Annotated in this window: 22 protein-coding genes; 10 read left to right on the top strand and 12 right to left on the bottom strand. The window is 71.7% G+C overall.

What is annotated here, in order from left to right; translation table 11 throughout:
* The first annotated feature begins 4 nt into the window (after positions 1–4).
* From ACIA77_RS12790 to ACIA77_RS12775, 4 genes are all read left to right on the top strand, one after another.
* Positions 5–1,225, top strand: coding sequence for a phosphoglycerate kinase (locus tag ACIA77_RS12790; protein WP_395885996.1), 1,221 nt, complete (start codon positions 5–7; stop codon positions 1,223–1,225).
* Positions 1,225–2,010: a triose-phosphate isomerase gene (gene tpiA / locus ACIA77_RS12785; RefSeq protein ID WP_395885995.1), complete on the top strand. Its 786-nt coding sequence runs from the start codon at positions 1,225–1,227 to the stop codon at positions 2,008–2,010. Before ACIA77_RS12790 ends, tpiA begins: the two co-directional genes overlap by 1 nt.
* Before the next feature lie 131 nt (positions 2,011–2,141).
* A complete protein-coding gene (gene secG / locus ACIA77_RS12780) occupies positions 2,142–2,372 on the top strand; it encodes a preprotein translocase subunit SecG (protein WP_204090114.1) in 231 nt (76 codons plus the stop codon).
* 92 nt (positions 2,373–2,464) lie between these two features.
* On the top strand, positions 2,465–2,809 hold the full coding sequence (locus tag ACIA77_RS12775; protein WP_395885994.1) for an RNA polymerase-binding protein RbpA: 345 nt from the start codon (positions 2,465–2,467) through the stop codon (positions 2,807–2,809).
* A gap of 100 nt (positions 2,810–2,909) precedes the next feature.
* Here the strand turns inward: ACIA77_RS12775 and ACIA77_RS12770 are convergent, their stop codons facing one another.
* The 10 genes from ACIA77_RS12770 to tkt form a co-directional block, all read right to left on the bottom strand.
* Positions 2,910–3,515, bottom strand: coding sequence for a dihydrofolate reductase family protein (locus ACIA77_RS12770; RefSeq protein WP_395885993.1), 606 nt, complete (start codon positions 3,513–3,515; stop codon positions 2,910–2,912).
* Positions 3,512–4,804 (bottom strand): FAD-binding oxidoreductase, encoded by a 1,293-nt coding sequence (locus ACIA77_RS12765; protein ID WP_395885992.1) that lies wholly within the window; start codon positions 4,802–4,804, stop codon positions 3,512–3,514. The genes ACIA77_RS12770 and ACIA77_RS12765 overlap by 4 nt, the downstream gene beginning before the upstream one ends.
* A 53-nt stretch (positions 4,805–4,857) precedes the next feature.
* Entirely contained in the window at positions 4,858–5,676 is an 819-nt protein-coding gene (locus tag ACIA77_RS12760) for a DUF6597 domain-containing transcriptional factor (protein WP_395885991.1), read from the bottom strand.
* A gap of 126 nt (positions 5,677–5,802) precedes the next feature.
* On the bottom strand, positions 5,803–6,993 hold the full coding sequence (locus tag ACIA77_RS12755) for a sensor histidine kinase (RefSeq protein WP_395885990.1): 1,191 nt from the start codon (positions 6,991–6,993) through the stop codon (positions 5,803–5,805).
* A gap of 424 nt (positions 6,994–7,417) precedes the next feature.
* The gene (pgl, locus tag ACIA77_RS12750) at positions 7,418–8,194 is read right to left on the bottom strand and encodes a 6-phosphogluconolactonase (protein ID WP_395885989.1); all 777 of its coding nucleotides are present in this window, start codon (positions 8,192–8,194) and stop codon (positions 7,418–7,420) included.
* Positions 8,191–9,219 (bottom strand): glucose-6-phosphate dehydrogenase assembly protein OpcA, encoded by a 1,029-nt coding sequence (gene opcA / locus ACIA77_RS12745; RefSeq protein ID WP_395885988.1) that lies wholly within the window; start codon positions 9,217–9,219, stop codon positions 8,191–8,193. Before opcA ends, pgl begins: the two co-directional genes overlap by 4 nt.
* A complete protein-coding gene (gene zwf / locus ACIA77_RS12740) occupies positions 9,216–10,742 on the bottom strand; it encodes a glucose-6-phosphate dehydrogenase (RefSeq protein WP_395885987.1) in 1,527 nt (508 codons plus the stop codon). Before zwf ends, opcA begins: the two co-directional genes overlap by 4 nt.
* Positions 10,739–12,358 (bottom strand): glucose-6-phosphate isomerase, encoded by a 1,620-nt coding sequence (locus ACIA77_RS12735; RefSeq protein ID WP_395885986.1) that lies wholly within the window; start codon positions 12,356–12,358, stop codon positions 10,739–10,741. The genes zwf and ACIA77_RS12735 overlap by 4 nt, the downstream gene beginning before the upstream one ends.
* 9 nt (positions 12,359–12,367) lie before the next feature.
* The gene (tal, locus tag ACIA77_RS12730; RefSeq protein ID WP_395885985.1) at positions 12,368–13,483 is read right to left on the bottom strand and encodes a transaldolase; all 1,116 of its coding nucleotides are present in this window, start codon (positions 13,481–13,483) and stop codon (positions 12,368–12,370) included.
* Between the two features lie 26 nt (positions 13,484–13,509).
* On the bottom strand, positions 13,510–15,612 hold the full coding sequence (gene tkt, locus ACIA77_RS12725) for a transketolase (RefSeq protein WP_395885984.1): 2,103 nt from the start codon (positions 15,610–15,612) through the stop codon (positions 13,510–13,512).
* Between the two features lie 498 nt (positions 15,613–16,110).
* On the opposite strand from tkt, the gene ACIA77_RS12720 reads away from it, so the two are divergent.
* The 4 genes from ACIA77_RS12720 to ACIA77_RS12705 all read left to right on the top strand — a co-directional run bounded on the left by ACIA77_RS12720 (position 16,111) and on the right by ACIA77_RS12705 (position 20,389).
* On the top strand, positions 16,111–17,091 hold the full coding sequence (locus tag ACIA77_RS12720) for a heme o synthase (RefSeq protein WP_395885983.1): 981 nt from the start codon (positions 16,111–16,113) through the stop codon (positions 17,089–17,091).
* 181 nt (positions 17,092–17,272) lie between these two features.
* Complete coding sequence (locus ACIA77_RS12715) at positions 17,273–19,549, top strand: HelD family protein (protein WP_395885982.1); 2,277 nt, start codon at positions 17,273–17,275, stop codon at positions 19,547–19,549.
* A 10-nt stretch (positions 19,550–19,559) separates the two neighbouring features.
* A complete protein-coding gene (locus ACIA77_RS12710; protein ID WP_395885981.1) occupies positions 19,560–20,141 on the top strand; it encodes an FKBP-type peptidyl-prolyl cis-trans isomerase in 582 nt (193 codons plus the stop codon).
* Between the two features lie 2 nt (positions 20,142–20,143).
* Positions 20,144–20,389 (top strand): cold-shock protein, encoded by a 246-nt coding sequence (locus ACIA77_RS12705; protein WP_395885980.1) that lies wholly within the window; start codon positions 20,144–20,146, stop codon positions 20,387–20,389.
* A 40-nt stretch (positions 20,390–20,429) separates the two neighbouring features.
* On the opposite strand, the gene ACIA77_RS12700 is transcribed toward ACIA77_RS12705, so the two are convergent.
* The gene (locus tag ACIA77_RS12700; protein ID WP_395885979.1) at positions 20,430–21,401 is read right to left on the bottom strand and encodes a quinone oxidoreductase family protein; all 972 of its coding nucleotides are present in this window, start codon (positions 21,399–21,401) and stop codon (positions 20,430–20,432) included.
* A 96-nt stretch (positions 21,402–21,497) separates the two neighbouring features.
* Between ACIA77_RS12700 and ACIA77_RS12695 the strand changes: the two genes are divergently transcribed.
* Both ACIA77_RS12695 and ACIA77_RS12690 read left to right on the top strand, forming a co-directional pair.
* A complete protein-coding gene (locus ACIA77_RS12695) occupies positions 21,498–21,815 on the top strand; it encodes a hypothetical protein (RefSeq protein WP_395885978.1) in 318 nt (105 codons plus the stop codon).
* Complete coding sequence (locus tag ACIA77_RS12690; protein ID WP_395885977.1) at positions 21,812–22,678, top strand: RimK family alpha-L-glutamate ligase; 867 nt, start codon at positions 21,812–21,814, stop codon at positions 22,676–22,678. Before ACIA77_RS12695 ends, ACIA77_RS12690 begins: the two co-directional genes overlap by 4 nt.
* Here the strand turns inward: ACIA77_RS12690 and ACIA77_RS12685 are convergent.
* Positions 22,675–23,625 (bottom strand): acyl-CoA desaturase, encoded by a 951-nt coding sequence (locus tag ACIA77_RS12685; protein ID WP_395885976.1) that lies wholly within the window; start codon positions 23,623–23,625, stop codon positions 22,675–22,677. The genes ACIA77_RS12690 and ACIA77_RS12685 overlap by 4 nt on opposite strands.
* Between the last annotated feature and the right edge of the window lie 75 nt (positions 23,626–23,700).

The following is a 23,700-nucleotide window of genomic DNA, read 5'->3' as shown; positions in this document are numbered from 1 at the left end:
CCCGATGACGGTCAAGAACCTCGAAAACCTGCTGAGCGAGGGCAGTGCTGGTCTCCAGGGTCGCTACGTGCTGGTGCGCAGCGACCTGAACGTCCCGCTCGACGGGTCGAAGATCACCGACGACGGCCGCGTCCGCGCCGCCGTGCCCACGATCGAGAAGCTCGCCCAGGCGGGTGCGAAGGTCGTCGTCACGGCGCACCTGGGCCGGCCCAAGGGCGAGCCCGACCCGAAGTACACGCTCGCGCCCGTCGCGAAGCGGCTGGGCGAGCTGCTCGGCGCCGAGGTCCCGCTCGCGGGTGACCTCGTGGGCGATTCGGCCAAGGCGCTCGTCGGCGGCCTCGCCGACGGCGGCGTCGCGCTGCTGGAGAACGTGCGCTTCGACGCGCGCGAGACCAGCAAGGACGCCGTCGACCGCTCCGAGCTCGCGGCCGAGCTGGCCGCGCTCGTGCCCGGCGGCGCGTTCGTGTCCGACGGGTTCGGCGTGGTGCACCGCAAGCAGGCCTCGGTCTACGAGATCGCCGCGGTGCTCCCGGCGTACGCGGGCGGCTTGGTGCTGGCCGAGCTCGACGTGCTGAAGAAGCTCACCGACGACGTCAAGCGCCCCTACGTGGTGGTGCTCGGCGGCGCGAAGGTGTCGGACAAGCTCGGCGTGATCGCCAACCTGCTGACCAAGGTCGACCGCCTGCTCATCGGTGGCGGCATGGCGTACACCTTCCTCAAGGCCCAGGGCCACGAGGTCGGCAAGTCCCTCCTGCAGGAGGACCAGCTCGAGCAGGTGTCGGGCTTCCTGGCCGAGGCCGAGAAGCGCGGCGTCGAACTCGTGCTCCCGGTCGACGTGCTGGCCGCGACGGACTTCTCGGCCGACGCCGAGCACGACGTCGTCGACGCCACGGCCATCCCGGCCGAGCGCCAGGGTCTCGACATCGGCCCGCGCAGCCGCGAGTTGTTCGCCGGCAAGCTGGCCGACGCGGCCACTGTGTTCTGGAACGGCCCGATGGGCGTGTTCGAGTTCGAAGCGTTCTCGGGCGGCACCCGTGCCGTGGCCGAGGCGCTCGTGAAGAGCGACGCCTTCACCGTGGTCGGCGGCGGCGACTCGGCGGCCGCGGTGCGGCAGCTGGGCCTGCCCGAGGACGGGTTCTCCCACATCTCCACGGGTGGCGGTGCTTCACTGGAGTACCTCGAGGGCAAGGAACTGCCCGGCGTGGCTGCATTGGAGAAGAACTAGTGGCACGCAAGCCGTTGATCGTCGGCAACTGGAAGATGAACCTGAACCACCTCGAGGCGATCGCGCTGGTTCAGAAGATCGCCTTCGCGTTGCCGGAGAAGTACTACGCGAAGGTGGACGTCGCGGTGCTGCCGCCGTTCACGGACATCCGCAGCGTGCAGACGCTCACCGACGGCGACAAGCTGTCGCTCACCTACGGCGCGCAGGACCTGTCGCCGCACGACTCCGGTGCCTACACCGGCGACGTGTCGGGTCCGATGCTCGCCAAGCTGGGCTGCACGTTCGTCGCGATCGGCCACTCGGAGCGGCGCGAGTACCACGCCGAGACCGACGAGCTGATCTGCAAGAAGGTGCGCGCCGCCCTCAAGCACGGGATCACGCCGATTCTGTGCGTGGGCGAGAACCTCGAGATCCGCGAGGCCGGTGAGCACCACGCGCACGCGACGAACCAGCTGCTCGAGGGCCTCAAGGGGCTGAAGGCCGACCAGGTGAAGAACGTGGTCGTGGCCTACGAGCCCGTGTGGGCCATCGGCACCGGCAAGGTGGCGACGCCGGCCGACGCCGAGGAGGTCTGCAAGACCATCCGCACGGTGCTCGCCGAGAAGTACGGCGACGAGATCGCTTCGGCCGTTCGGGTGCTTTACGGCGGTTCGGTGAAATCGGGCAATGTGGGCGAGCTGGTGGCCTGCGAGAACATCGACGGTGCTCTCGTGGGTGGCGCGAGCCTCGACGGTGACGAGTTCACCAAACTCTGCGCACTCGCGGCGGGTGGCCCGCTGCCCTGATCGAGGCCACTACCGGGTAACCTGTGTATCCGGTCCGTCACACAGCAGTGGACGAGTCCAGGGGTACGGTGGAGATCCGCGGTGCGGGTCGGGCCGTACCCCTGCGTTCTCCGAAGAGCACAGAGGATGACATGAAGCTGTTCCTGCAAATCCTGTTGATCGCCTCCAGCGTGCTGCTGGTCGTGGCTGTGCTGCTCCACCGGGGACGCGGTGGCGGTCTGTCGTCGCTCTTCGGTGGGGGTATGCAGTCCAGCCTCTCGGGGTCGAGCGTGGCCGAGAAGAACCTCGACCGGATCACGCTGCTGCTGGGTGCCATCTGGCTGATCAGCATCGTCGGCCTCGGCCTGCTGCTCAAGGTCTGACCGGACCTCGCTCGGGCCCGGCGCTCAAGGGCTCGTGTGCATCGGCGTGCCTATTGGGGGGCGCGCCGCCGATTCCCTAGGTGTGAGGATTCATGGTTGGCGGTAACGCGATTCGCGGCACCCGCGTGGGTGCCGGCCCTTCTGGCGAATCGGAGCGGGGTGAATCCGCGCCGCGGCGCCGCATCTCCTACTGGTGCGCCAACGGTCACGAGGCCCGCCCGTCGTTCTCGATGGACGCCGAGATCCCGGACGAGTGGGACTGCCCGCGCTGCGGCCTGCCCGGTGGGCAGGACCAGCAGAACCCGCCCGCCGCGCCTCGCACCGAGCCGTACAAGACGCACCTCGCGTACGTCAAGGAACGCCGCTCCGACGCCGACGGCGAAGCGATCCTCGCGGAAGCCCTCGAACGCCTTCGGCAGCGCCGGGAACTGATCTAGCGCCTGCTTTTTCTCGAAACCACCGACTTTGTCCGGTTTCCGGTCGAAGTCGGTGGTTTCGTGCGTCCGGGGTCCGTTCAGGCCCGACGCCTCACGAGGGTCAGCGCAGGACTTCGTAGTGGAGGTGCGTGACGCCGGGGGCCGGGACGGCCTGGCGCAGGCGCAGCCGGACGTGGGCGGGCAGCTCGTGGAAGAACGGGCGCCCGCCGCCGAGGAGGACGGGGACCTGGTGCAGGACGAGCTCGTCCACGAGGCCTTCATTCAGCGCCTCGGTGGCGAGGCCGCCGCCCATCACGCCGATGTCCTTGCCGCCCGCGGCGGCGCGGGCGGCGGCGATCGCGTCCGCCACGCCGGTGGTCACGAGGGTCTGCGGGCCGGCGAGGTCGGTCACCGGGCGGTGGCTGACGACGAACAGCGGCGCCGTCGGGTGGGGGCTGCCGCTGCCGAAGCCGCTGGAGTGCTCGTAGGTGGTGCGTCCCGCGACGACCGCGCCGATGCGGCCCGCGAACTCGTCGAACAGGCGCGCGCTGGGCTCGCTCAGCTTGAACCCGTCGAACACGCGGCTCGGGGTGTCCCCGCTGAAGTACCAGTCGAACAGGGTGGTCGCGTCGCCGAGGCCGCGGCCGAACTCGTCCTGGCCGTCGGGGGTGCGGCCGCTGATGAAGCCGTCGACCGAGACGGCGTGGGCGCAGATGACCTTGCTCATCGTTCCTCCGTGGGTTCGGAAACCTTGAGTACTCCGAAAAATCCGTGTGGGTCGTACGCCCGCTTGACCGCCGCCAGGCGGGCGAGGTTGCCGGCGTGGTAGGCGGCGGGTTCGTCGGCGAGCGCGGGATCGGGGAAGTTGGGGTAGACGTGCCCCGAGCCGCCGGGGTGCGCGGCGGCCCACGAACGGTCCACCCACGGATCACCGGCGTCGGCGACGTGTTCCAGCAGGAAGCGCTCGCCGCGGTGGGCGAAGGCCGTGGCGGCGGAGGCGACGCGGTTGTAGGCGCCGCCCATCGCGGTGAAGGTGAGCTCCCGCCGGCCGGCGGCCCGCGGCTCGCCGAGCCCGGCGAGGAGCTCCGCGAGCGTGCGGTCCGGCAGCGCGCGGGCGAAGAACTCCGACCGGATCCGCACGGCCCGCGTGTCCGGCGGCTCGGCGAACGTGCGCTTCAGCTCGGGGACGGACAGGCCGCCGCGCACTGAAACCGCGGGGAGGCCGCGCAGCAACGAGCGCGTCCGCCCTTCCCCGAACGTCGAGGCGCCGAACAGCCGCGCCACCGCGGGTGACCCCGGCGAGGACGTCAGCGTGAGGTTCACGGTGAGCCCGTCGGGCGCGTCGGGCGCCCCGGCCTGCCACGTCGAGACCAGCTCGGCGAGCCCGGCTCCCGCCACGTGGCCTTCGACGCGGGTCATCGCCGGCTCGGGCACGGGGTCGAACCGCAGCGAGGTCACCACCCCGAACCGCGCCCCGCCCGCTCCCCGCAGCGCCCAGAACAGGTCCGGCTCCCGCTCGTCGTCGCACTCCACGACGCTGCCGTCCGCGAGCACCACCTGCGCGCCGGTGAGCCGGTCGCACGTCAGCCCGTGCTCGCGTCCCAGCAGGCCGATCCCGCCACCGAGGGTCAGGCCGGCGATGCCGACGGTGGGTCCGCACCCGGCCGGCAGCGTGCACCCGTGCGCGTGCAGCGCCGCGTACACCCGCGCCAGCCGGGCGCCCGCTCCGATCGTCGCCCGCCCGGCCACGCGCACGTCGTCCATTGTGGACAGATCGAGCACGATCCCGGCCGTCGAAGACCGGCCCGCGAAGCAGTGGCCGCCGCCGCGCACCGCGAAATGATCCCCGGTCGTCCGCGCGTGGGCGAGGGTCGCGACGACGTCCCGGACCGACCGGCACCGCACCACGAGCCGGGGCCGCACGTTCCCGTAGACCGGGTTCACCGGCCGGCGCACCGCTTCGTACCCCGGCGAGCCGGGGCGGAACACCTCGCCGTCGAGCGAAGAACCGAACACGCGCCGACCCTACGAAGGGCGCCACCGCGGTTTCTTGAACGAAACGCGCACCCTCAGCGTCCGCGACCGGCGAGGAACGGCCGGTACGACGCCGAGTGGTCGTGACCGCACGCGCACCGGTCGACGTCGCCGCCGAGGAGGCTGCGCGGCGTCACGCCGGTGAGGCGGAGGCACTCGCGGCTGAGGTGGGCCTGGTCGGCGTACCCGACGTCGACCGCGAGCCCGGCCACGCCATCGGCCCCGACCCGGCCGGACGCGGTGGCGCCGGCCTGCGCCAGCGCGAGGAACCCCTGGAAGCGCAGCGTGCGCTGGAGCACCTTGGGTCCCGTCCCGATCGCGTGCAGGCAGCGGCGGCGCAGCTGGCTCGCCGACAGCGCCAGGTGACCGGCCAGCGCGGAGATGTCGACCGGGCGCCAGGGCATCAGCGCCCGCACGGCTTCACCCACCAGCGGATCCGCGCCACCGGCGGCGCGGAACTCCCGCAGCAGGTGCGCCTGCAGCACCTCGAGCGCGAGCTCGGGCGTCGCGGCGACGCCCACCGCGTCCACGAGGCGCTCGACCGGAGAGCCCCACAGCTCGGCCAGGACGAGTCGCTGGTCGACCAGGTCGTCGAGCACCGCCGGCAGCGGGGGCGCGGCGCCCGGCCGGAACCGCACGCCGACGAGCGTGGTGTGCGCCGGGATGACTTCGACGTGCGGGCCCGTCAGCGGGCCGAGCAGCTGGGGCCGCCCGCCGATCGGGAAGTGGAGTTCGACGCCGCCCGTGGGCAGGTGGCGCTGCACGTAGGGCGCCGCGCCGGTCCGCTGGACCCACACCGTCCGCACCACACCCGCGAGCTGCGGCACCGGCGGTCGTTCGACGTACGAGGTCACCCCAGCACTGAAGCGGCCGGACGCACCGCGGTCAAGACGCGGCGAAGGGGTGGCACCGCAGTGGCCGGATCGCGGCCGCGCTGCGGTGCCACCCCTTCGACCTGAGGGGAGGGGGAGAGGCCTGGGTCAGCGGTCCAGGGGGTAGCGCGCGCGGACGCGGAAGCCGCCGTCTTCCGTGTCCGAGGTTTCGAAGCTGCCGCCGAGGAGGCGGGCGCGTTCGGCGAGTCCGGTGAGGCCGTGGCCGCCCGAGGGCAGGTGTTCCGACGCCCGCGCGGCGCGCTCGTTGCGCACCTCGATGCTCAACGCGCCGCTGCCGCCCTGGATGCGGATGGTCGCCGTGGCGCCGGGGGCGTGCTTGTGGACGTTGGTGAGGGCTTCCTGGACTGTGCGGTACGCGGCGGCCGACACCTGGCTCGGCAGCGTGTCCGGCAGCCGCTCGACCGTGAGGTGCACCGGGACGTCCGCGGTGCGGATCAGGTGGTCCAGCTCGCCGATGCCGGGCCGGGGCCCCTCTTCCTCGGCACCGGAGCGCAGCACGCTCACCAGCGAGCGCAGCTCCTCCAGCGTGCGGGTCGACAGCTGCCGGATGACCTGGGCGGTCTGCAGCGCCGTGCCCTCCTTCGCCTGGGCCTGCAGGGCGCCGGCCTGCATGGCGATGAGGGTGATCTGGTGCGAGACGACGTCGTGCATCTCGCGGGCCAGCCGGGCGCGCTCCTCGGCCCGCACGGCGTCGGCGTGGAAGCGGCGCTCGCGGTCGCGGCTGCGGGCCAGTTCGGCGAGCTTGGCGGAGATCTCCGCGCGGGCGCCGATCAGCAGGCCGATCGCGATCGGCATGCCGGCCACCAGCACGCCGTAGATGCCGTCGAGCACGTGCTCACGCCAGCTGAGCTGGACGAAGTCCTCCAGCGGCCACTGCACGAACCGGCAGGTGAACACCAGCCCGGCGCCCACCCACGTCTGCCAGTGGATCTGGCGGCGCGTGGCGAGCGTGCCCAGCGTGATCATCGACGCCAGCTGCGCCCAGCCGGCGAGGAAGCCCGGCACGGCCAGCACCATGGCGACGAACGGGACCTTCCGCCGCAGCACCACGGCCAGGCACGCCGCCGCCGACAGGTAGATCGAGTAGGGCGGCGCCTTCGGCGGGATGACCAACCACACGTCCAGCACGGCCGCCACCACCGCGATGGCCTCGACACCGATCGTCGACACGAACGGCCGGCGCAGCGCGGCGAAGCTGAACCGCCTGACCCGATCGGCAGCCCCCGCGCCGGGGCTGCCCATCGAGATGCCTGGAATCGAGAGTCCCTCAGTGCTCATGCGGCGACCCCATTCGTCTTGTGGACTTGATGATGAGATGCGCCGGCCACCCGATCGGGACGCGCGGCGGAGAACAAATTCGCGGATGCTAACGAAGAGGTGTGTGACGACGGTAAGTTTCACCCGCCCGCGAAGCTTTGGCTTCCTGATCTCCATCACTACGTCATCCAGGTGGCAGGAGACAGTCTGACGTCACCTCGTGTCGATCACAACACCGTACGTTCACCTTAAAGGTGTTCCCACGGGTTGGTGATCCACTCTTCGGAGTAGTCGTCACTGGCCCGTTCGGCACATGAATGATCTTCGTTCTTTCGCGCGACGGGCCGTCATCCCGTCGAGCGGCGCTGAAGACCCAGCGTCAGGACCTCCGGAAACGCCGAAGGCCGCCCGGGGAACTCCCAGGGCGGCCTTCGGGCATCGAGGACTAAGCGGTCGGCGGCTCGTACACCTTCGTCAGCTTGCCGGCCGCCGTGCGGTCCAGCAGCCAGAGCGTGCGCCGGTAGCCGCGCGCACCCGAGACGGGCACCTGCACCTCCGGAGCGCCGGACAGCGCCAGCGACACGGCCTCGGCCTTCGCGTCGCCCGCCGTCATCAGCCACACCTCACGCGCGCGGCGGATGGCCGGCAGCGTGAGCGAGACGCGAGTCGACGGCGGCTTCGGACAGTCGCGCACCGCCACCACCGAACGCTGCGTCTCGTGCACCGCCGGGGAGTCCGGGAACACCGACGCGGTGTGCCCCTCCCCGCCGAGGCCGAGCAGCATGATGTCGAACTCCGGCACGCCACCCGAGTCCGGCCCGGCCTGCGCGGCCAGGACCTCCGCGTACGCCGCGGCTGCGGCGTCCACGTCGTCACCGAACTCGCCGTCGGACGGCGCCATCGCGTGCACGCGCTTCGGGTCGAGAGGCACGTGGTCGAGCAGCGCCTCACGCGCGCCCTTCTCGTTCCGCTCGTCCGAGTCCGCCGGGACGAACCGCTCGTCGCCCCAGTACACGTCCAGGCGCGACCAGTCGATCGCGTCCCGGGCGCTCGAGTTGTTCAGCTCCTCCAGGACGGCGATGCCCGTGCCGCCGCCGGTGAGCACGACCGACGCGGAGCCCTTGGCCGCCTGCACGTCGACGATCCGCGTGATCAGCCGCGCCGCCGCGGCGGCGGCCAGCAGGGCGGCGTTCTCGTAGACGACGACCTCGGTCCGGCTCACGAAGCGCTCTTCTCGGCCTTGGCCTTGGCCTTCTTGGCCGGCGCCTTGGCCGCGGTCTTCGGCTTCGCGGCGGCCGAGGTGGACGGCGACGTGGTCGCTTTCGTGCTCGGCGCGGCGATCTTGTGCAGCCCGTTCAGCGAAGCCTCGTAGACCTCGTCCGGGTCGAGCCGGCGCAGCTCCTCCACCAGGCACTCCGGGTTGCTCCGCCGCTGCAGCGCGATCCGACGGGTCGGCTGGCCCGGCTGCGTCAGCGTGCCGACGCGGCCGTCGGGCCGGGTCAGGTCCACCGCGCCCGAACGCCGCTCGAGCTCCACCGAGATGATGCCCTGGGCGCTGGAGCTCTTGATCCGCTTCACCGGCACCTTGAGGTACTCGGCGAGCCAGCCCGCGAGCAGCTCCGTGGACGGCGAGTCGGCCTCGCCGGTCACGGTCGCGCCGGTGATCTTCTCGTACGGCGGCAGGTCGAGGGCCGACACGAGCTGCGCCCGCCAGTGCGTGAGGCGTGTCCACGCGAGGTCGGAATCGCCCGCCACGTAAGCCTTCGCGCGCGTGGTGAGTGCCCTTATGGGGCTCTTCTCCGCGGCCGAGTCGGTGATGCGCCGCTGCGCGATCTGGCCGAGCGGGTCCTCCGCCGGCGCCTTCGGCCCGGCACCCGGCCACCACGTGACGATCGGCGCGTCGGGCAGCAGCAGCGGCACGACCGCGCTCTGGCCCTGCGAGGCCAGCGGCCCGTAGAGGCGCAGCACGATGACCTCGCTCGCGCCGGCGTCGCCGCCCACGCGGATCTGGCCGTCGATGCGCGGCGCCGCCGTGCGGGCGCCCTTCGCGACCACGATCACGCGCGACGGGTGCTCCCGGCTCGCGTGGTTCGCGGCCTCGATGGCCTCCTCGAGCTTGGCGTCGTCGTCCGCGACGATGACCAGGGTCAGCACCCGGCCCAGCGCGACCTGGCCGCCCTGGTCGCGGATCTCCACCAGCTTCTTGTTGAGCTGCGAAGTCGTGGTGGATGGCAGGTCGATGATCACGGACGCCTCCAGTTCCGGCCCGTACGCTCGAGCATCTCGTCGGCGCTCTTCGGACCCCACGTACCCGGCGCGTACTGCTCCGGCGCGCCTTCCTTGGCCCAGTGGTCGAGGACCGGGTCGAGGATCTCCCAGGAGAGCTCGACCTCCTCGTTGACCGGGAACAGCGACGGCTCGCCCAGCAGCACGTCGAGGATCAGCCGCTCGTACGCCTCGGGGGAGGACTCGGTGAAGGCGTGGCCGTACCCGAAGTCCATCGTGACGTCGCGGACCTCCATCGTGGTCCCCGGCACCTTCGACCCGAACCGCAGCGTGATGCCCTCGTCCGGCTGCACGCGGATCACCAGCGCGTTCTGGCCCAGCTCCTCGGTGGAGGTGGAGTCGAACGGCAGGTGCGGCGCGCGCTTGAACACGACCGCGATCTCCGTGACGCGCCGGCCCAGCCGCTTGCCCGTGCGCAGGTAGAACGGCACGCCCGCCCAGCGGCGGTTCTGCACCTCCAGCGTCACGGCGGCGTAGGTCTCGGTCTTGGAGTCCTTCGCGAACCCGGCCTCCTGCAGCAGGCCCGGCACCTTCGTGCCGCCCTGCCAGCCGCCGGCGTACTGCCCGCGCGCGGTGGTCTGGTCGAAGGGGCGGATCGGCACGGTCGCCGCCAGCACCTTCGCCTTTTCCGAGCGCAGCGCCTTCGGCTCGAACGACAGCGGCTCGTCCATCGCCGTCAGCGCGAGCAGCTGCAGCAGGTGGTTCTGGATGACGTCGCGGGCGGCGCCGATCCCGTCGTAGTACCCCGCGCGGCCGCCGAGACCGATGTCCTCGGCCATGGTGATCTGCACGTGGTCGATGTAGTTGGCGTTCCAGATCGGCTCGAACAGCTGGTTCGCGAAGCGCAGCGCCAGCAGGTTCTGCACCGTCTCCTTGCCGAGGTAGTGGTCGATGCGGAACACCGACTCCTCGGGGAAGACGTCGTTCACGATCCCGTTGAGCTCCTTGGCGCTCTTGAGGTCGTGGCCGAACGGCTTCTCGATGACCACGCGGCGCCAGGTCGTGGCGTCGGCGTCGGCGAGACCCGAGCGGGCCAGCTGCTTCGTCACCACCGGGAACGCGCTCGGCGGGATCGAGAGGTAGAACGCCGTGTTGCCGCCGGTGCCGCGCTCGGTGTCCAGGTCCTTCACGGTCTGGGCGAGGCGGTCGAAGGCGTCGTCGTCGTCGAAGGTGCCCTGCACGAAGCGGATGCCCTCGGCGAGCCGGTTCCACACCGACTCCTTGAACGGCGTCCGCGCGTGCTCGCGCACCGAATCGTGCACGAGCTCGCCGAAGTCCTGGTGCTCCCAGTCGCGGCGGGCGAAGCCGACCAGCGAGAAGCCGGCGGGCAGCAGGCCGCGGTGGGCCAGGTCGTAGATGGCGGGCATGAGCTTCTTGCGCGCCAGGTCGCCGGTGACCCCGAAGATCACCAGGCTCGACGGACCCGCGATCCGCGGGAGCCGCTTGTCGCGCGGATCCCGCAGCGGGTTCTGCCAGGTCGTCACTCGCCGGCCTCCTGTACTGCCCGCACGAGCTCGGCGAGCCCGGCGGCCCGGTCGGTCAGGTGCAGCCGCAGGACCGGGCGGCCGTGTTCGGCGAGGACCTGTCCGTCGCCGAGCGCCTGCGCGTGCTGCAGCTGGCCCAGGGTGTACGGGCGGTCCGGCACCGCCAGGTCGTCGGCGACCGCGCCGGTGACCTGGAGGAAGCTGCCGTTCTGGTGGCCGCCCTTGTGGTACTGCCCGGTGGAGTGAAGGAACCGCGGGCCCCAGCCGAACGTGGTCTGCACGCCGGTGCGCTTGGCGATCTCGCCGCGCAGCAGCGAGGTCGACGCGTCGTCGAGCCGGTCGAGGTAGGCCTGCACCGCGAAGTAGCCGCCGTCGGCGACGGAGCCGAAGAACGCGCGCAGCACGTCCGCCAGCTTTCCTTCCGTGGCAACGCCTTCCGAACCGAACACCTCGACGGCACCGTCCACAGTGGCCGGAGTCTCCTTGCCGGACAGCTTCTCCGGCTCGTCCAGCAGCGCGCGCGCCGCCTTCTTCGCCGCCTCGACGTCGGGCTGGTCGAACGGGTTGATCCCGATCAGCCGGCCGGCGAGCGCGGTCGCGAACTCCCACAGCAGGAACTGCGCGCCGAGCGGGCCGGTCACCGCGATCTTCGCGGCGCCCTGCGGCGTGCCGATGGCGACGGCGGTCGCGTCGGCCCCGGCGTCGGCGAAGCCGGGGGCCTGCGGGCTCTCGACGGCGACCGGCAGCAGGCCGGTGCCGAGCTTGCCGGTGGATTCCGCGATCAGCTGCTCGGCCCAGTCGGGGAAACCCTTGATGCCCGAGCCGGTGTCGGCCAGCACGACCTTCTCCGCGCCGCCCTCGTGGGCCGCGCTCCACGCGGCGGCGAGCTTGATCGCCGGGTTGTCGGCCGAGTCGGCGCCGAGGGTCTCGGCGACCGCGGCGGCCTGGTCCAGCAGGCGCGCGATGTCCGCGCCGGCGAGGCCGGCCGGCACGAGGCCGAACGCGGTCAGCGCCGAGTAGCGGCCGCCGACGTGCGGGTCGGCCAGGAAGGTCTTGCGGTAACCCTCCTTTTCGGACAGTTCCGACAACGGCGAGCCCGGGTCGGTCACGACCACGACGCGCCGCGCCGCGTCGATCCCCGCGTCGGCGAACGCCTTCGCGAAGATGCGCCGGTGGCTGTCGGTCTCGACCGTGCCGCCCGACTTCGACGACACCACGATCACCGTGCGCTCGAGGTCGCCCGCGAGCGCGTCGGCGACCTGGCCCGGGTCGGTCGTGTCGAGCACGGTCAGCGCGACGCCGGCCGTGGCGGTGATGACCTCCGGCGCGAGCGACGAGCCGCCCATGCCGGCGAGCACCACGCGGTCGACGCCTTCGGCCTGCAGTTCCGCGCGCAGCGCCTCGATCTCACCGATCAGCGGCCGCGACGACTTGTGCAGCGACGTCCACGAGAGGCGGATCGACGCCTCGGACTCGGCGTCCGGGCCCCACAGCGTCGAGTCCTGCGCGGCCAGCTTCGACGCCGCCCGGTCGGCGACCAGCCGCTCGGCCAGCGGTGCCGCCTTGCCTGCCAGTTCGGCGTCGACGAGCTCGACGCCGGTTTCGTCCCCTGTCATGGTCTGGCTTCAGCCCTTCGCCTTGTTGAGCTGGCCGGTCACGCTCTCGAGCAGCTCCAGCCAGGACTTTTCGAACTTCTCGACGCCCTCGTCCTCGAGCGTCTTGAACACGTCCGGCACGTCGATGCCGGCCGCGCTCAGCTTGTCGAACACGCCCTGCGCCTCGGCGCCGCGGCCGGTGACGGTGTCACCGGTGAGCTCGGCGTGGTCCGCCACCGCGTCCATCGTCTTCTCGGGCATCGTGTTCACGATGTTCTTGACCACGAGCTGGTCGACGTAGCGGGTGTCGGAGTAGGCCGGGTCCTTCGTGCCGGTCGAGGCCCACAGCGGACGCTGCGCGTTGCCGCCCTCGGCGGCCAGCGCCTTCCAGCGGTCGGTCGCGAAGAGCTCCTCGAACTTGGCGTAGGCGAGCCGGGTGTTGGCGATGGCCGCCTCACCCAGCAGGGCCTTGGCCTCGTCGGTGCCGAGCGCGTTGAGGCGCTTGTCGACCTCGGTGTCCACGCGGGACACGAAGAACGACGCCACGGAGTGGATGCCCTTGAGGTCGTGACCGTTGGCCTTCGCCAGCTCCAGCCCGGCGAAGAACGCCTCGATGACCTGTGCGTAGCGCTCGACGGAGAAGATCAGCGTCACGTTGATGTTGATGCCCTCGCCCAGCGCCGCGGTGATGGCGGGCAGGCCTTCGGCGGTGGCCGGGATCTTGACCATCAGGTTCGGCCGGTCGACCGTCTTCCACAGGTCCTTGGCCTCGGCGATCGTCTTCTCGGTCTCGCGCGCCAGGCGCGGGTCGACCTCGATGGACACGCGGCCGTCGACGCCGTTGGTGGCGGTGTAGACGTCGCGGAACAGGTCGGCGGCGTTGCGCACGTCGGAGGTCGTCAGCTCGCGGACGGTGCTGTCGAGGTCCGCGCCGCGGGCGGCCAACTCGTTCACCTGCGCGTCGTAGGCTTCGCCCTTCGACAGCGCGTTCGCGAAGATCGTCGGGTTCGTGGTGACGCCGACGACGTGCTTGTCGCGGATCAGCGCCGCGAGGCTGCCCGAGTTCAGGCGCTCGCGCGAGAGGTCGTCCAGCCAGATGGAGACGCCCGCCTCCGAAAGCTGCGCGAGCCGATCAGTGGTGCTCATTTCTGCTTCATCCCCTTCGAAAAAATTCAGTTCTTGGTGTTGGCGATCGAGCGACGGGCGGCCTCCACCACGTGCTCCGGGGTGAACCCGAACTCACGGAACAGTGTGGCCGCGTCGGCCGAAGCGCCGAAGTGCTCGATCGAAACGTTCACCCCCGCGTCACCGGTGAAGCGGCGCCACGACTGGGCGACGCCGGCCTCGACGGAAACGCGCGCCTTGACGTTCGGGGGCAGCACGGCGTCGCGGTAGGACTGCTCCTGCGCGTCGAACCACTCGAAGCAGGGCATCGAAACGACGCGCGTCGGGACGCCTTCGGCCTCGAGCGTCTTGCGGGCCGCCACGGCCAGCTGGACCTCGGAACCGGTCGCCATCAGCAGCACCTCGGGGGTGCCGTTGGAGGCCTCTTCGAGGACGTACCCGCCGCGCTTCACGCCTTCCATGTCGGTGCCCTCCAGCACCGGCACGTTCTGGCGCGTCAGCGCGACGCCCGACGGGTGGTGGATGTCCTCCAGCGCCGCCTTCCACGCGTAGGCGGTCTCGTTGGCGTCCGCCGGGCGGACGACGTTGAGGCCCGGGATCGCGCGCAGCGCGGACAGCTGCTCGATCGGCTGGTGCGTCGGGCCGTCCTCGCCGAGGCCGATGGAGTCGTGCGTCCACACGTACAGCGTGGGCAGGCCCATCAGCGCCGCGAGCCGGACCGGCGGGCGCATGTAGTCGGAGAAGATGAGGAACGTCGCGCCGTAGGGCCGCGTGCCGCCGTGCAGCGCGATGCCGTTGAGGATCGAGCCCATGGCGTGCTCGCGGATGCCGAAGTGCAGCGTCCGGCCGTACGGGTGGGCGTTCCACGTCGAGGTGGCGGCCTTCACGGGGCCGAAGGAGTCGGCGCCCTTCATCGTGGTGTTGTTGCTCTCGGCGAGGTCGGCCGAACCGCCCCACAGCTCGGGCAGCGGGTCGCGCAGCGCGTTGAGCACCTCACCGGACGCCTTGCGGGTCGCGATGCCCTTGGGGTCCACGTCCCAGTGCGGGAGCCCGTCGGCGAAGCCCTCGGGCAGGGTGCGGGTCGAGAGCCGGTCGGCCAGCGCCTTGCGCTCGGGGTTCGCGGCGGCCCACGCGTCGTGGCGCTCCTGCCATTCGGCGTGCAGCTTCTTGCCGCGCTCGAGCGCCTTGCGGGTGTGGGTGATGACCTCGTCGTCGACCTGGAAGTCGCGCTCCGGGTCGAAGCCCAGGATCTCCTTGACGGCCTTGACCTCGTCGGCGCCCAGGGCCGAGCCGTGGGCCTTGCCGGTGTTCATCTTGGTGGGCGCCGGGTAGCCGATGATGGTCCGCAGCACGATGAACGACGGGCGCTCCGTCTCCGCCTTGGCGGCCTCGATGGCCTCCTCGATCGCGGTGACGTCCTCGCCGCCCTCGACGACCTGCACGTGCCAGCCGTACGCCTCGTAGCGGCGCGCGGTGTCCTCGGACAGCGCGATCGTGGTGTCGTCCTCGATGGAGATCTTGTTGTCGTCGTAGAAGACGATCAGGTTCCCCAGTTCCTGGCGGCCCGCGATGGACGAGGCCTCGGAGGTGACGCCCTCTTCGATGTCGCCGTCGGAGGCGATCGCGTAGATGTGGTGGTCGTAGATGCTCTCGCCGGGCGCGGCGTCGGGGTCGAGCAGGCCGCGCTCGCGGCGGGCGGCCATCGCCATGCCCACGGCGTTGGCCAGGCCCTGCCCGAGCGGGCCGGTGGTCGTCTCGACGCCCTTGGTGTGGCCGTACTCCGGGTGGCCCGGGGTCAGCGAACCCCACGTGCGCAGCTGCTTGAGGTCCTCGAGCTCGAGGCCGTAGCCGGCGAGGTACAGCTGGATGTAGAGGGTGAGGCTGGAGTGACCGGCCGACAGCACGAACCGGTCGCGCCCGCGCCAGGCGGGGTCGGCCGGGTCGTGGCGCAGCGTCCGCTGGAACAACGTGTACGCCAGCGGAGCGAGGCTCATCGCGGTGCCCGGGTGCCCGCTGCCGACCTTCTCCACGGCGTCCGCGGCCAGGACCCGGACGGTGTCGACGGCACGGGTGTCGGTGTCGGTCCAGTCGGCGGGCACGTTACGCCGGAGCAAAGGGTTGTTCTCGCTGGTAGAGGCGGTTTCGGACACTGAACTCGAACTCCCCGTCCTGAGGTTGTCGCTTGCTTTCCTTCGTGGTGTTGCCGGTGCGCACTGCCAGTAATCTCAATCGATCCCGAAGAGACGATATTCCTGCTGGCAGCCCTGTGCCGGGCACCACTCGGCCCGTCCGCGACAGACTAGTGCTTGGGGTGTTCGGGGGGCAGCCGCGACGGCCGGACCGGCCCGTCCGGCCGGGTGATCCCGCCCGTGCGGGTCGCTCGTGGTCCGGCGCTGGTCACAGACCGTGCAAAGGGGACACTCGGCGCGCGCGAGCGGTCCGTTCGCGAACACGGCGGCGCGGCGGCCCGGCGGCGGGCGCACCCGGTGGCGTGACGCAGAAGACAGGCCCCGGCGTGTCGAGGACCCTCGATCACCCACCGGATTCGCCACGTCTAACATCGAGCGCGGGCCTGGTCCGGGAGCTTCACCAGTTCCATCGCGGCCCTCCGGACCGCCGCCCGGCCCCGAACTGACTCAGGGAGTGAAATGTCGTTGGTGGACGCTGCGCACGGACGCAGCGAGGGCACCAGCGCCGAACACCCGACCGGTGAACGACCGCACGGTGCCCGGCGAAGCTTGCGCCAGGTCGTCGGCGCGTACGCCGCGCTCGCGAAGCCGCGGGTGATCGAGCTCCTCCTCGTGACCACGATCCCGGCGATGTTCCTGGCGGGGCGCGAGATCCCGAACCCGTGGCTCGTGCTCGCCACGCTCGTCGGCGGCACGATGGCGGCCGGCAGCGCGAACGCGCTCAACTGCGTGATCGACGCCGACATCGACAAGGTGATGAACCGCACCAAGCGGCGCCCGCTGGTGAAGGACTCGGTGCCGCGGCGCAACGCGCTGATCTTCGGGCTCGTGCTCGGCGTCGCCTCGTTCGCGGTCCTGTACTTCACCGTGAACCTGCTGTCGGCGATCCTCGCGATCGCGACGATCCTCTTCTACATCTTCGTCTACACCCTCGGCCTCAAGCGCCGCACGTCGCAGAACGTGGTGTGGGGCGGCGCCGCCGGCTGCATGCCGGTGGTCATCGGCTGGGCCGCCGTGTCGGGCACCGTGCAGTGGCCCGCGTTCGTGATGTTCGGCGTCATCTTCTTCTGGACGCCGCCGCACACGTGGGCACTGGGCATGAAGTACCGCGAGGACTACGAACGCGCGGGCGTGCCGATGCTGCCCGTCGTGGCGACCCCGCAGCACGTGGCCAAGCAGATCGTCATCTACTCGTGGGTGATGGTCGCGTGGACGCTCCTGCTGCTGCCCGTGACGAGCTGGCTCTACGGCACCTTCGCCGTCCTCGCCGGCGCCTGGTTCCTCTTCTACGCCCACCGCCTCCAGGCCGCCGTGCGCCGCGGCGAGGAGACGAAGCCCATGTCGCTGTTCCACCGCTCGAACACGTACCTGATGATCGTGTTCGTCGCGCTGGCCGTCGACTCGGCGATCGGGCTGCCGACGCTCGGTTTGCCCTTCTAGGCCCTTCTTCCCGCCACAACGCCGCCGAGGCCCTTCCGGTCCGGCGGCGTTTCGGCGTGCGCGCCCGGTTTTCACGCCGGTCGAGCCCGCTGAACGACGCCGGGGAATGGCGTAGTCTGGTTGGCCGTTGTGCTTTTCCGGCTCTCCGCCGCCTTTCCCCGATGCGAAAGCAGGATCTCTCTTGTCCGTGTCCCCGGACCGGGAAGCAGACCGCGCCCTCGAGGACGGTACGCCCGAGCACGCCGCCGAGCTGGCGCGCGAGCAGGCGTACGTCTCGACGCTCTACACGAAGCTCGACGCCGAGCGGGCGGAGGCCCAGCGGCGCCTCGACGGCACACTCCGCCAGGCCGGCGGCACCCCGCAGGCGCGCACGGAGCGGGACGTCGCCACGACGCTGTACACCGACCGGCTCGCGCAGCTGGGGTCGGTGGAGCAGGGGCTGTGCTTCGGGCGCCTGGACTTCGTCCCCGAGGCCGCCGAGGAGACGACCTACATCGGCCGGCTCGGGTTGTTCGACGAGGACGACGAGTACCGGCCGCTGCTGATCGACTGGCGGGCGCCGGTCGCGCGGCCGTTCTACCTGGCCACGGCCGCGTCGCCCGAGGGGGTGCGCCGGCGGCGGCACCTGCGGTCGCTGAGCCGGCGCGTGACGGGGTTCGACGACGAGATCCTGGACCTCAGCGCCGCCGACCAGGGGCAGGACCTCGGGCTCGCGGGTGAGGCCGCGCTGCTGGCCGCGCTGGAACGGCGCCGCACGGGTGAGATGAGCGACATCGTCGCCACCATCCAGGCCGAGCAGGACCGGATCATCCGCGCGCCGCTCGGTGGTGTGATGGTGGTGCAGGGCGCGCCGGGCACCGGCAAGACGGCCGTGGCGCTGCACCGCGCCGCGTACCTGCTCTACACGCACCGCCAGCAGCTCACCACGCGCGGCGTGCTCGTGATCGGACCCAACAGCACGTTCCTGCGCTACATCGGCCAGGTCCTGCCGTCGCTGGGCGAGACCGGTGTGCTGCTCGCCACGATCGGGCAGCTGTGGCCCGGCCTGGACGCCGACGGCGCCGAGGCGCCGGAGGCCGCGGAGGTCAAGGGGCGCCTGGTGATGGCCGACGTGCTCGCCAACGCCGTGCGCGACTGCCAGCGCGTGCCCGAGCCCGTGCTGGAGATCGAGCACGAGCGCGAGATCCTGAAGCTCGACCGCAAGACGTGCGCCGAGGCCCGCACGCGCGCCCGCCGTTCGCGCCGGCCCCACAACCTCGCGCGGCGCCTGTTCGTGTCCGACGTGCTCGACGCCCTGACCCGCCAGGCCGCCCGCAAGCTGGGGGAGGACCTGCTCGACGCGCAGGACGTGCAGGACATCCGCGCCGAGCTCGCGGCGAGCCCCGCCGTCGCCGCTGCCGTGAACCAGCTGTGGCCCAAACTCAGCCCGGAAGGCCTGCTCGACGACCTGTTCGCCGAGCGCGAACGCCTCGACCAGGCCGCCGGGAAGCTCCTGTCCGAGGCCGAGCGCGCGCTGCTGGAAAGCGGCCGCGACGCGAAGTGGACGCCCGCCGACGTGCCGCTGCTCGACGAGCTGGCCGAGCTCCTCGGCGAGGACGACAGCGAAGAGCGCGCCGAGCGCAAGCGCCGCGAACGCGTGCAGCGCGCGTACGCCGAGGGCGTGCTGCACATCCTGGAGCAGGACGAGGAGACCCAGGACGAGGAGATCCTGCGGGTGTCCGACGTGCTCGACGCCGAGCTGTTCGCCGAACGCCAGCAGGAGCGCAGCGAGCTGACGGCGGCCCAGCGCGCGGCGCAGGACCGCACGTGGACCTTCGGGCACGTGATCGTCGACGAGGCCCAGGAGCTGTCCGCGATGGACTGGCGGCTGCTGATGCGCCGGTCGCCGAACCGCTCCATGACGCTGGTCGGCGACGTCGCGCAGACCGGCGCGGCCGGGGGAGCGCGCACGTGGGACGAGGTGCTCTCGCCCTACGTCGGCGACCGCTGGCGGCTCGAGCAGCTGACCGTGAACTACCGCACACCGGCCGAGATCATGGCCGTGGCCGCGCGGGTGCTGGCAGAGCTGGACGTGGACCTCGCCGCGCCGGCGTCGGTGCGGGAGACCGGCGTGCCGCCGTGGTCGAAAGCGACGAGCGACCTCACCGCCGACCTGCCGGGGCTCGTCGCGACGGAACTGTCCGCTGTGGACGGTGGGACGGTGGCCGTGCTGGTGCCGGCGGCCCGGCTCGAGGCCGTGGCGGCGCTGGTGGATCTGGGTGACCGCGTGAGCGTGCTCACGGTGGAGCGCGCGAAGGGCCTCGAGTTCGACTCCGTGGTGCTGGTGGCGCCGGACGAGATCGTCGCCGCGTCCCCGCGCGGGCTGAACGACCTGTACGTGGCCCTCACGCGCGCGACCCAGCGGCTCGGCGTGGTCCAGACCGGTGACGCCGTCCCGGCGCTCACGGGCCTTGGTTAGGGTTTCCGGCATGCAGACAATCGGCAAGATCGCCTCCGTGGGCGCCGTGGCCGTGGCCGCGGCGTTCAGCCTGACCGCGTGTGGCGGCGACGACACCGCGGCCCAGCCGGCCACCCCGTCGGCCCCGGCCGCCCCGTCGAGCTCGGCCGCGCAGGCCGCGCAGCCCCAGGGCCGCGAGTGCACCGCGGACGACATCAAGACGACCGGGAACTTCGGCCAGCCGCCGACCATCACGATCCCGGACGACTGCGATCCGCCGAAGAAGCTGATCACGAAGGACCTGGTCGCGGGCACCGGCAACGGCGCGAAGGCCGGCCAGCAGCTGTCGATGAACTACACGCTGGTCACGTGGTCGGACAAGCAGAAGCTGGACAGCTCGTTCGACCGCGGTGAACCGTTCTCCCTGCACCTCGGTGCGGGCGAGGTCATCCCCGGCTGGGACCAGGGCCTCGTCGGCATCAAACAGGGGGGGCGCCGCCTGCTGATCATCCCGCCCGACCTCGGTTACGGCCAGGGCGGCAACGGCATCAAGGCGAACGAGACGCTGGTGTTCGTCACCGACGCCGTCGCAGTGCCGACCGACAAGAGCTGACCGTGGCGGAGACCGTCCACACCGGCTGGGTCGTGCTCTGGCACGACGAGCGGGGCTGGGGCGTGCTCGACGCCCGGACGGTGCCCGAGCAGGTCTGGGCGCACTACTCGAACGTCGACGGCGACGGGTTCCGGAGCCTGGACCCGGGTGCCGAAGTCGAGTTCACGGTCGAGCGCGCCGAGCAGGACGGTTACCACTGGCGCGCGGTGCGGGTGAAGGAGAAACCCCCGAAGAAGCGCAGGCGCTGAACCGCCGGGCCGGGCCCGCACCCGGCCCGGCGGTCGCGCGTCACGGGATGAGGATGAGCTTCCCGGTCGTGCGCCGGCCCTGCAGGTCCTCGTGGGCCCGGCGGGCGTCGGCGAGCGGGTAGCGGCCGCCGACGCGGATGTCGAGCGAGCCGTCGGTGATGGCGGCGAACAGCTCGTCCGCGCGCCAGTCGAGCTCTTCGCGCGTGCGCACGTAGTGGCCGGACGTCGGGCGGGTCAGGAAGAGCGAACCGCCCTGGTTGAGGCGCTGCGGGTCGATCGGCGGCACCGGGCCGCTGGCCGCGCCGAACAGCGCCAGCAGACCGCGGATCTTGAGGCTGGCGAGGCTGCCGTCGACGGTGTCCTTGCCGACGCCGTCGTACACCACGTCCACGCCCTCGCCGCCGGTGAGCTCGCGCGTCACCTTCGCGAAGTCCTCCCGGTCGTAGCGGATCACGTGGTCGGCGCCGGCGCCGCGGGCCAGCTCGGCCTTCGCGTCGGTGGACACGGTGCCGATCACGCGGGCACCGCGCGCCTTCGCGAGCTGCACCAGCAGCAGGCCGACACCGCCGGCCGCGGCGTGGACCAGCACGTCGTCGCCCGGCTTGACCTCGTACGTCGAGCGGACCAGGTAGTGGGCGGTCACGCCCTGCAGCATCGTCGCGGCGGCGACCTCGTCGGTCACGCCGGCGGGCACCTTCACCGCGACGGCGGCGGGCAGCAGCTTGCGGCTCGCGTAGCTGCCGAGCGAACCCTGCCAGGCCACGCGGTCGCCGGGCTGGAACCCGGTGACACCCTCGCCGACCTCGGTGACCGTGCCGGCCCCCTCGAGACCGAGGACGAACGGCAGCTCGAGCGGGTAGATGCCCTGGCGCTGGTAGGTGTCGATGTAGTTGACGCCGGCCGCGGCCACGTCCACCAGGAGCTCACCGGTGCCCGGTGAGCCGACCTCGATCTCGGTGAGCTCCAGCACCTCGGGGCCACCGGTCTTCCGGACCTGCACTGCGGTCGGCATGCTTCCTCCTCGCATCGGGATCACTCACCGGTGCCCACTATGGCCGACGCCACGCTTGTTCCGCGCCACCGGGTGGGAGCGGTTAAGCTCGCCGACGTGGCCGAGGACACCGAGCAGAAGCCCCCCGCACCGACGGCGCGCCAGCTGGCGGCCGCCCGCGACTTCGTGACGCGGCACGGAAAGCCGTCGCGTGCGGTGGTCGAGAACATCGGCCGCGTGGGCGCGCGGGTCGTGCTCGTCGGGGCCGACGGCGCGATGGGCGACGTGGTCGTGCCGGCTCCGGAAACGGGTACCGCGCTCGTCGAGGCCGTCGAGGACCTCGAACCCGCCGAATGGGACAGCGAGACCGTGAAGCAGACCAAGATCGGCGCGGCCCACCGCCGCAAGATGGCCGGTCCGCGAGCCGGCCGGTGACCCGCGAAGCCGTTTTCGCCGCCTGCGCGAAGATGCCCGAGGGCGACGGCGACGACAACGCCGCCGTCTCCGCGCTGTCCGATCTGGGGTTCACCGTCCGCTGGGGCGTGTGGGACGACCCGGCCGTGGACTTCTCCGCCGCCGACGTCGTGGTGCTGCGCGCGACCTGGGACTACCCCGAGCGCCGCGCCGAGTTCCTCGACTGGTGCGAAAGCGTGCCGGCGCTGTGCAACCCGGCCGCGGTCGTGCGCTGGAACACCGACAAGTCCTATCTCGTCGAACTGCTCGACGCGGGCGTGCCCACCGTGCCGACGACGCTGCTCGAGCCGGGTGAGCAGGCGCAGTGGCCGAAGGTGCCGTTCGTGGTGAAGCCTTCGGTGGGCGCCGGTTCCGTGGGCGCGGCCCGGTTCGGCGCCGACGCCGCCGGTGCCGCCGAACACCTGCGCACCCTGCACGCCGACGGGCGCACCGCGCTCGTGCAGCCGTACCAGTCCAGTGTGGACACCCAGGGTGAGATCGCCCTCGTGTACCTGGGCGGCGTGTATTCGCACGCCTTCACGAAAGCGGCGATGCTCGGGTCCGGAGTGGATCCGTCGGGCTTGTTCCTCACGGAGAAGCTCGCCGCGGCGGTCCCGGCGCCGGGCGTGCGCGCCGTCGCGGAGGACGCGCTCGACGCGGCGTGCTCGCTGCTCGGCATCCTGCGCGCCGAACTCCTGTACGCCCGCGTCGACGTCGTCCGCGGCGAGGACGGGCACCCGCTGGTGCTGGAACTCGAACTGACGGAACCGTCGCTGGGCTTCCGCAACGCCGACGCCGGCGCACCGCTGAGGTTCGCGTCAGCGGTGCGCCAGCAGCTCGCTTAAGCGGCTTTCACGCGCTTGGCGGCCAGCCGGTCCGCGCGCGGCCAGCGCACGTCCGTGGCCCAGCCGAAGCGCTCGAACAGCCAGATCACCCGGGCCGCCACGTCGACCTGGCCGCGCAGCACGCCGTGGCGGGCGCAGGTGGGGTCGGCGTGGTGGGAGTTGTGCCACGACTCGCCCATGGACAGCAGGGCCAGCGGCCAGAAGTTGGCGGCGCGGTCGCGGCTGGCGAACGGGCGCTCGCCGATCAGGTGGCACACGGAGTTCACCGACCACGTCACGTGGTGCAGGAACGCGATGCGCACCAGCCCGGCCCAGAAGAACGCCGTGCCGGCGCCCCACCACGACCACGTCAGGAGCCCGCCGAGCGCGGCGGGCAGGCCGAGGCTGAGCGTGATCCACAGCCAGAAGAACCGGTTCACCACCCGCAGGTCGCGGTCCCCGACGAGGTCCGGGGCGAAGCGGTCGGCGTTGGTGACCTCGCGCTTGAACATCCAGCCCATGTGCGCGTGCCAGAACCCGCGCAGCAGCGCGGCCGGCGACGTGCCGAACAGCCACGGCGAGTGGGGGTCGCCCTCGCGGTCGGCGAACGCGTGGTGGCGGCGGTGGCTCGCGACCCAGAAGATCACCGAGCCCTGCACGGCCATGCTGCCCGCGACGGCCAGCGCGATGCGCAGCGCCCGCGGCGCCTTGAACGCGCCGTGGGTGAAGTACCGGTGGTACCCGACGGTCACCCCGAGCGTCCCGAACGTGTAGAACACCACGGCGAGCGCCGCGTCGACCCAGCTCAGGCCCCAGCCCCACAGCAGCGGCACGGCCGCCAGGAGTGCCACGAACGGCACCAGCAGGATCGTCTTCAGCACCACCATCTCGACCGGTCCCCGGCGGCCGGAGAGCAACGGTTTCCCCGTGGTGGTGTTCGTGGTCGGGCTCGATGGGACGGCGGTCATGAGCGTCACCTCGCGGCGCTTCGGCTGGCGGTTCCGCGCCGAAGGGTAGGTGCCCGTTCTGTCCGCAGTGCCGAC

Origin of the sequence: Amycolatopsis sp. NPDC051903, from assembly GCF_044452505.1 — a bacterium.
Taxonomy (GTDB): domain Bacteria; phylum Actinomycetota; class Actinomycetes; order Mycobacteriales; family Pseudonocardiaceae; genus Amycolatopsis.
Note: the sequence above shows the minus strand (reverse complement) of the source record. Positions and strands in the feature narration are given on the sequence as shown.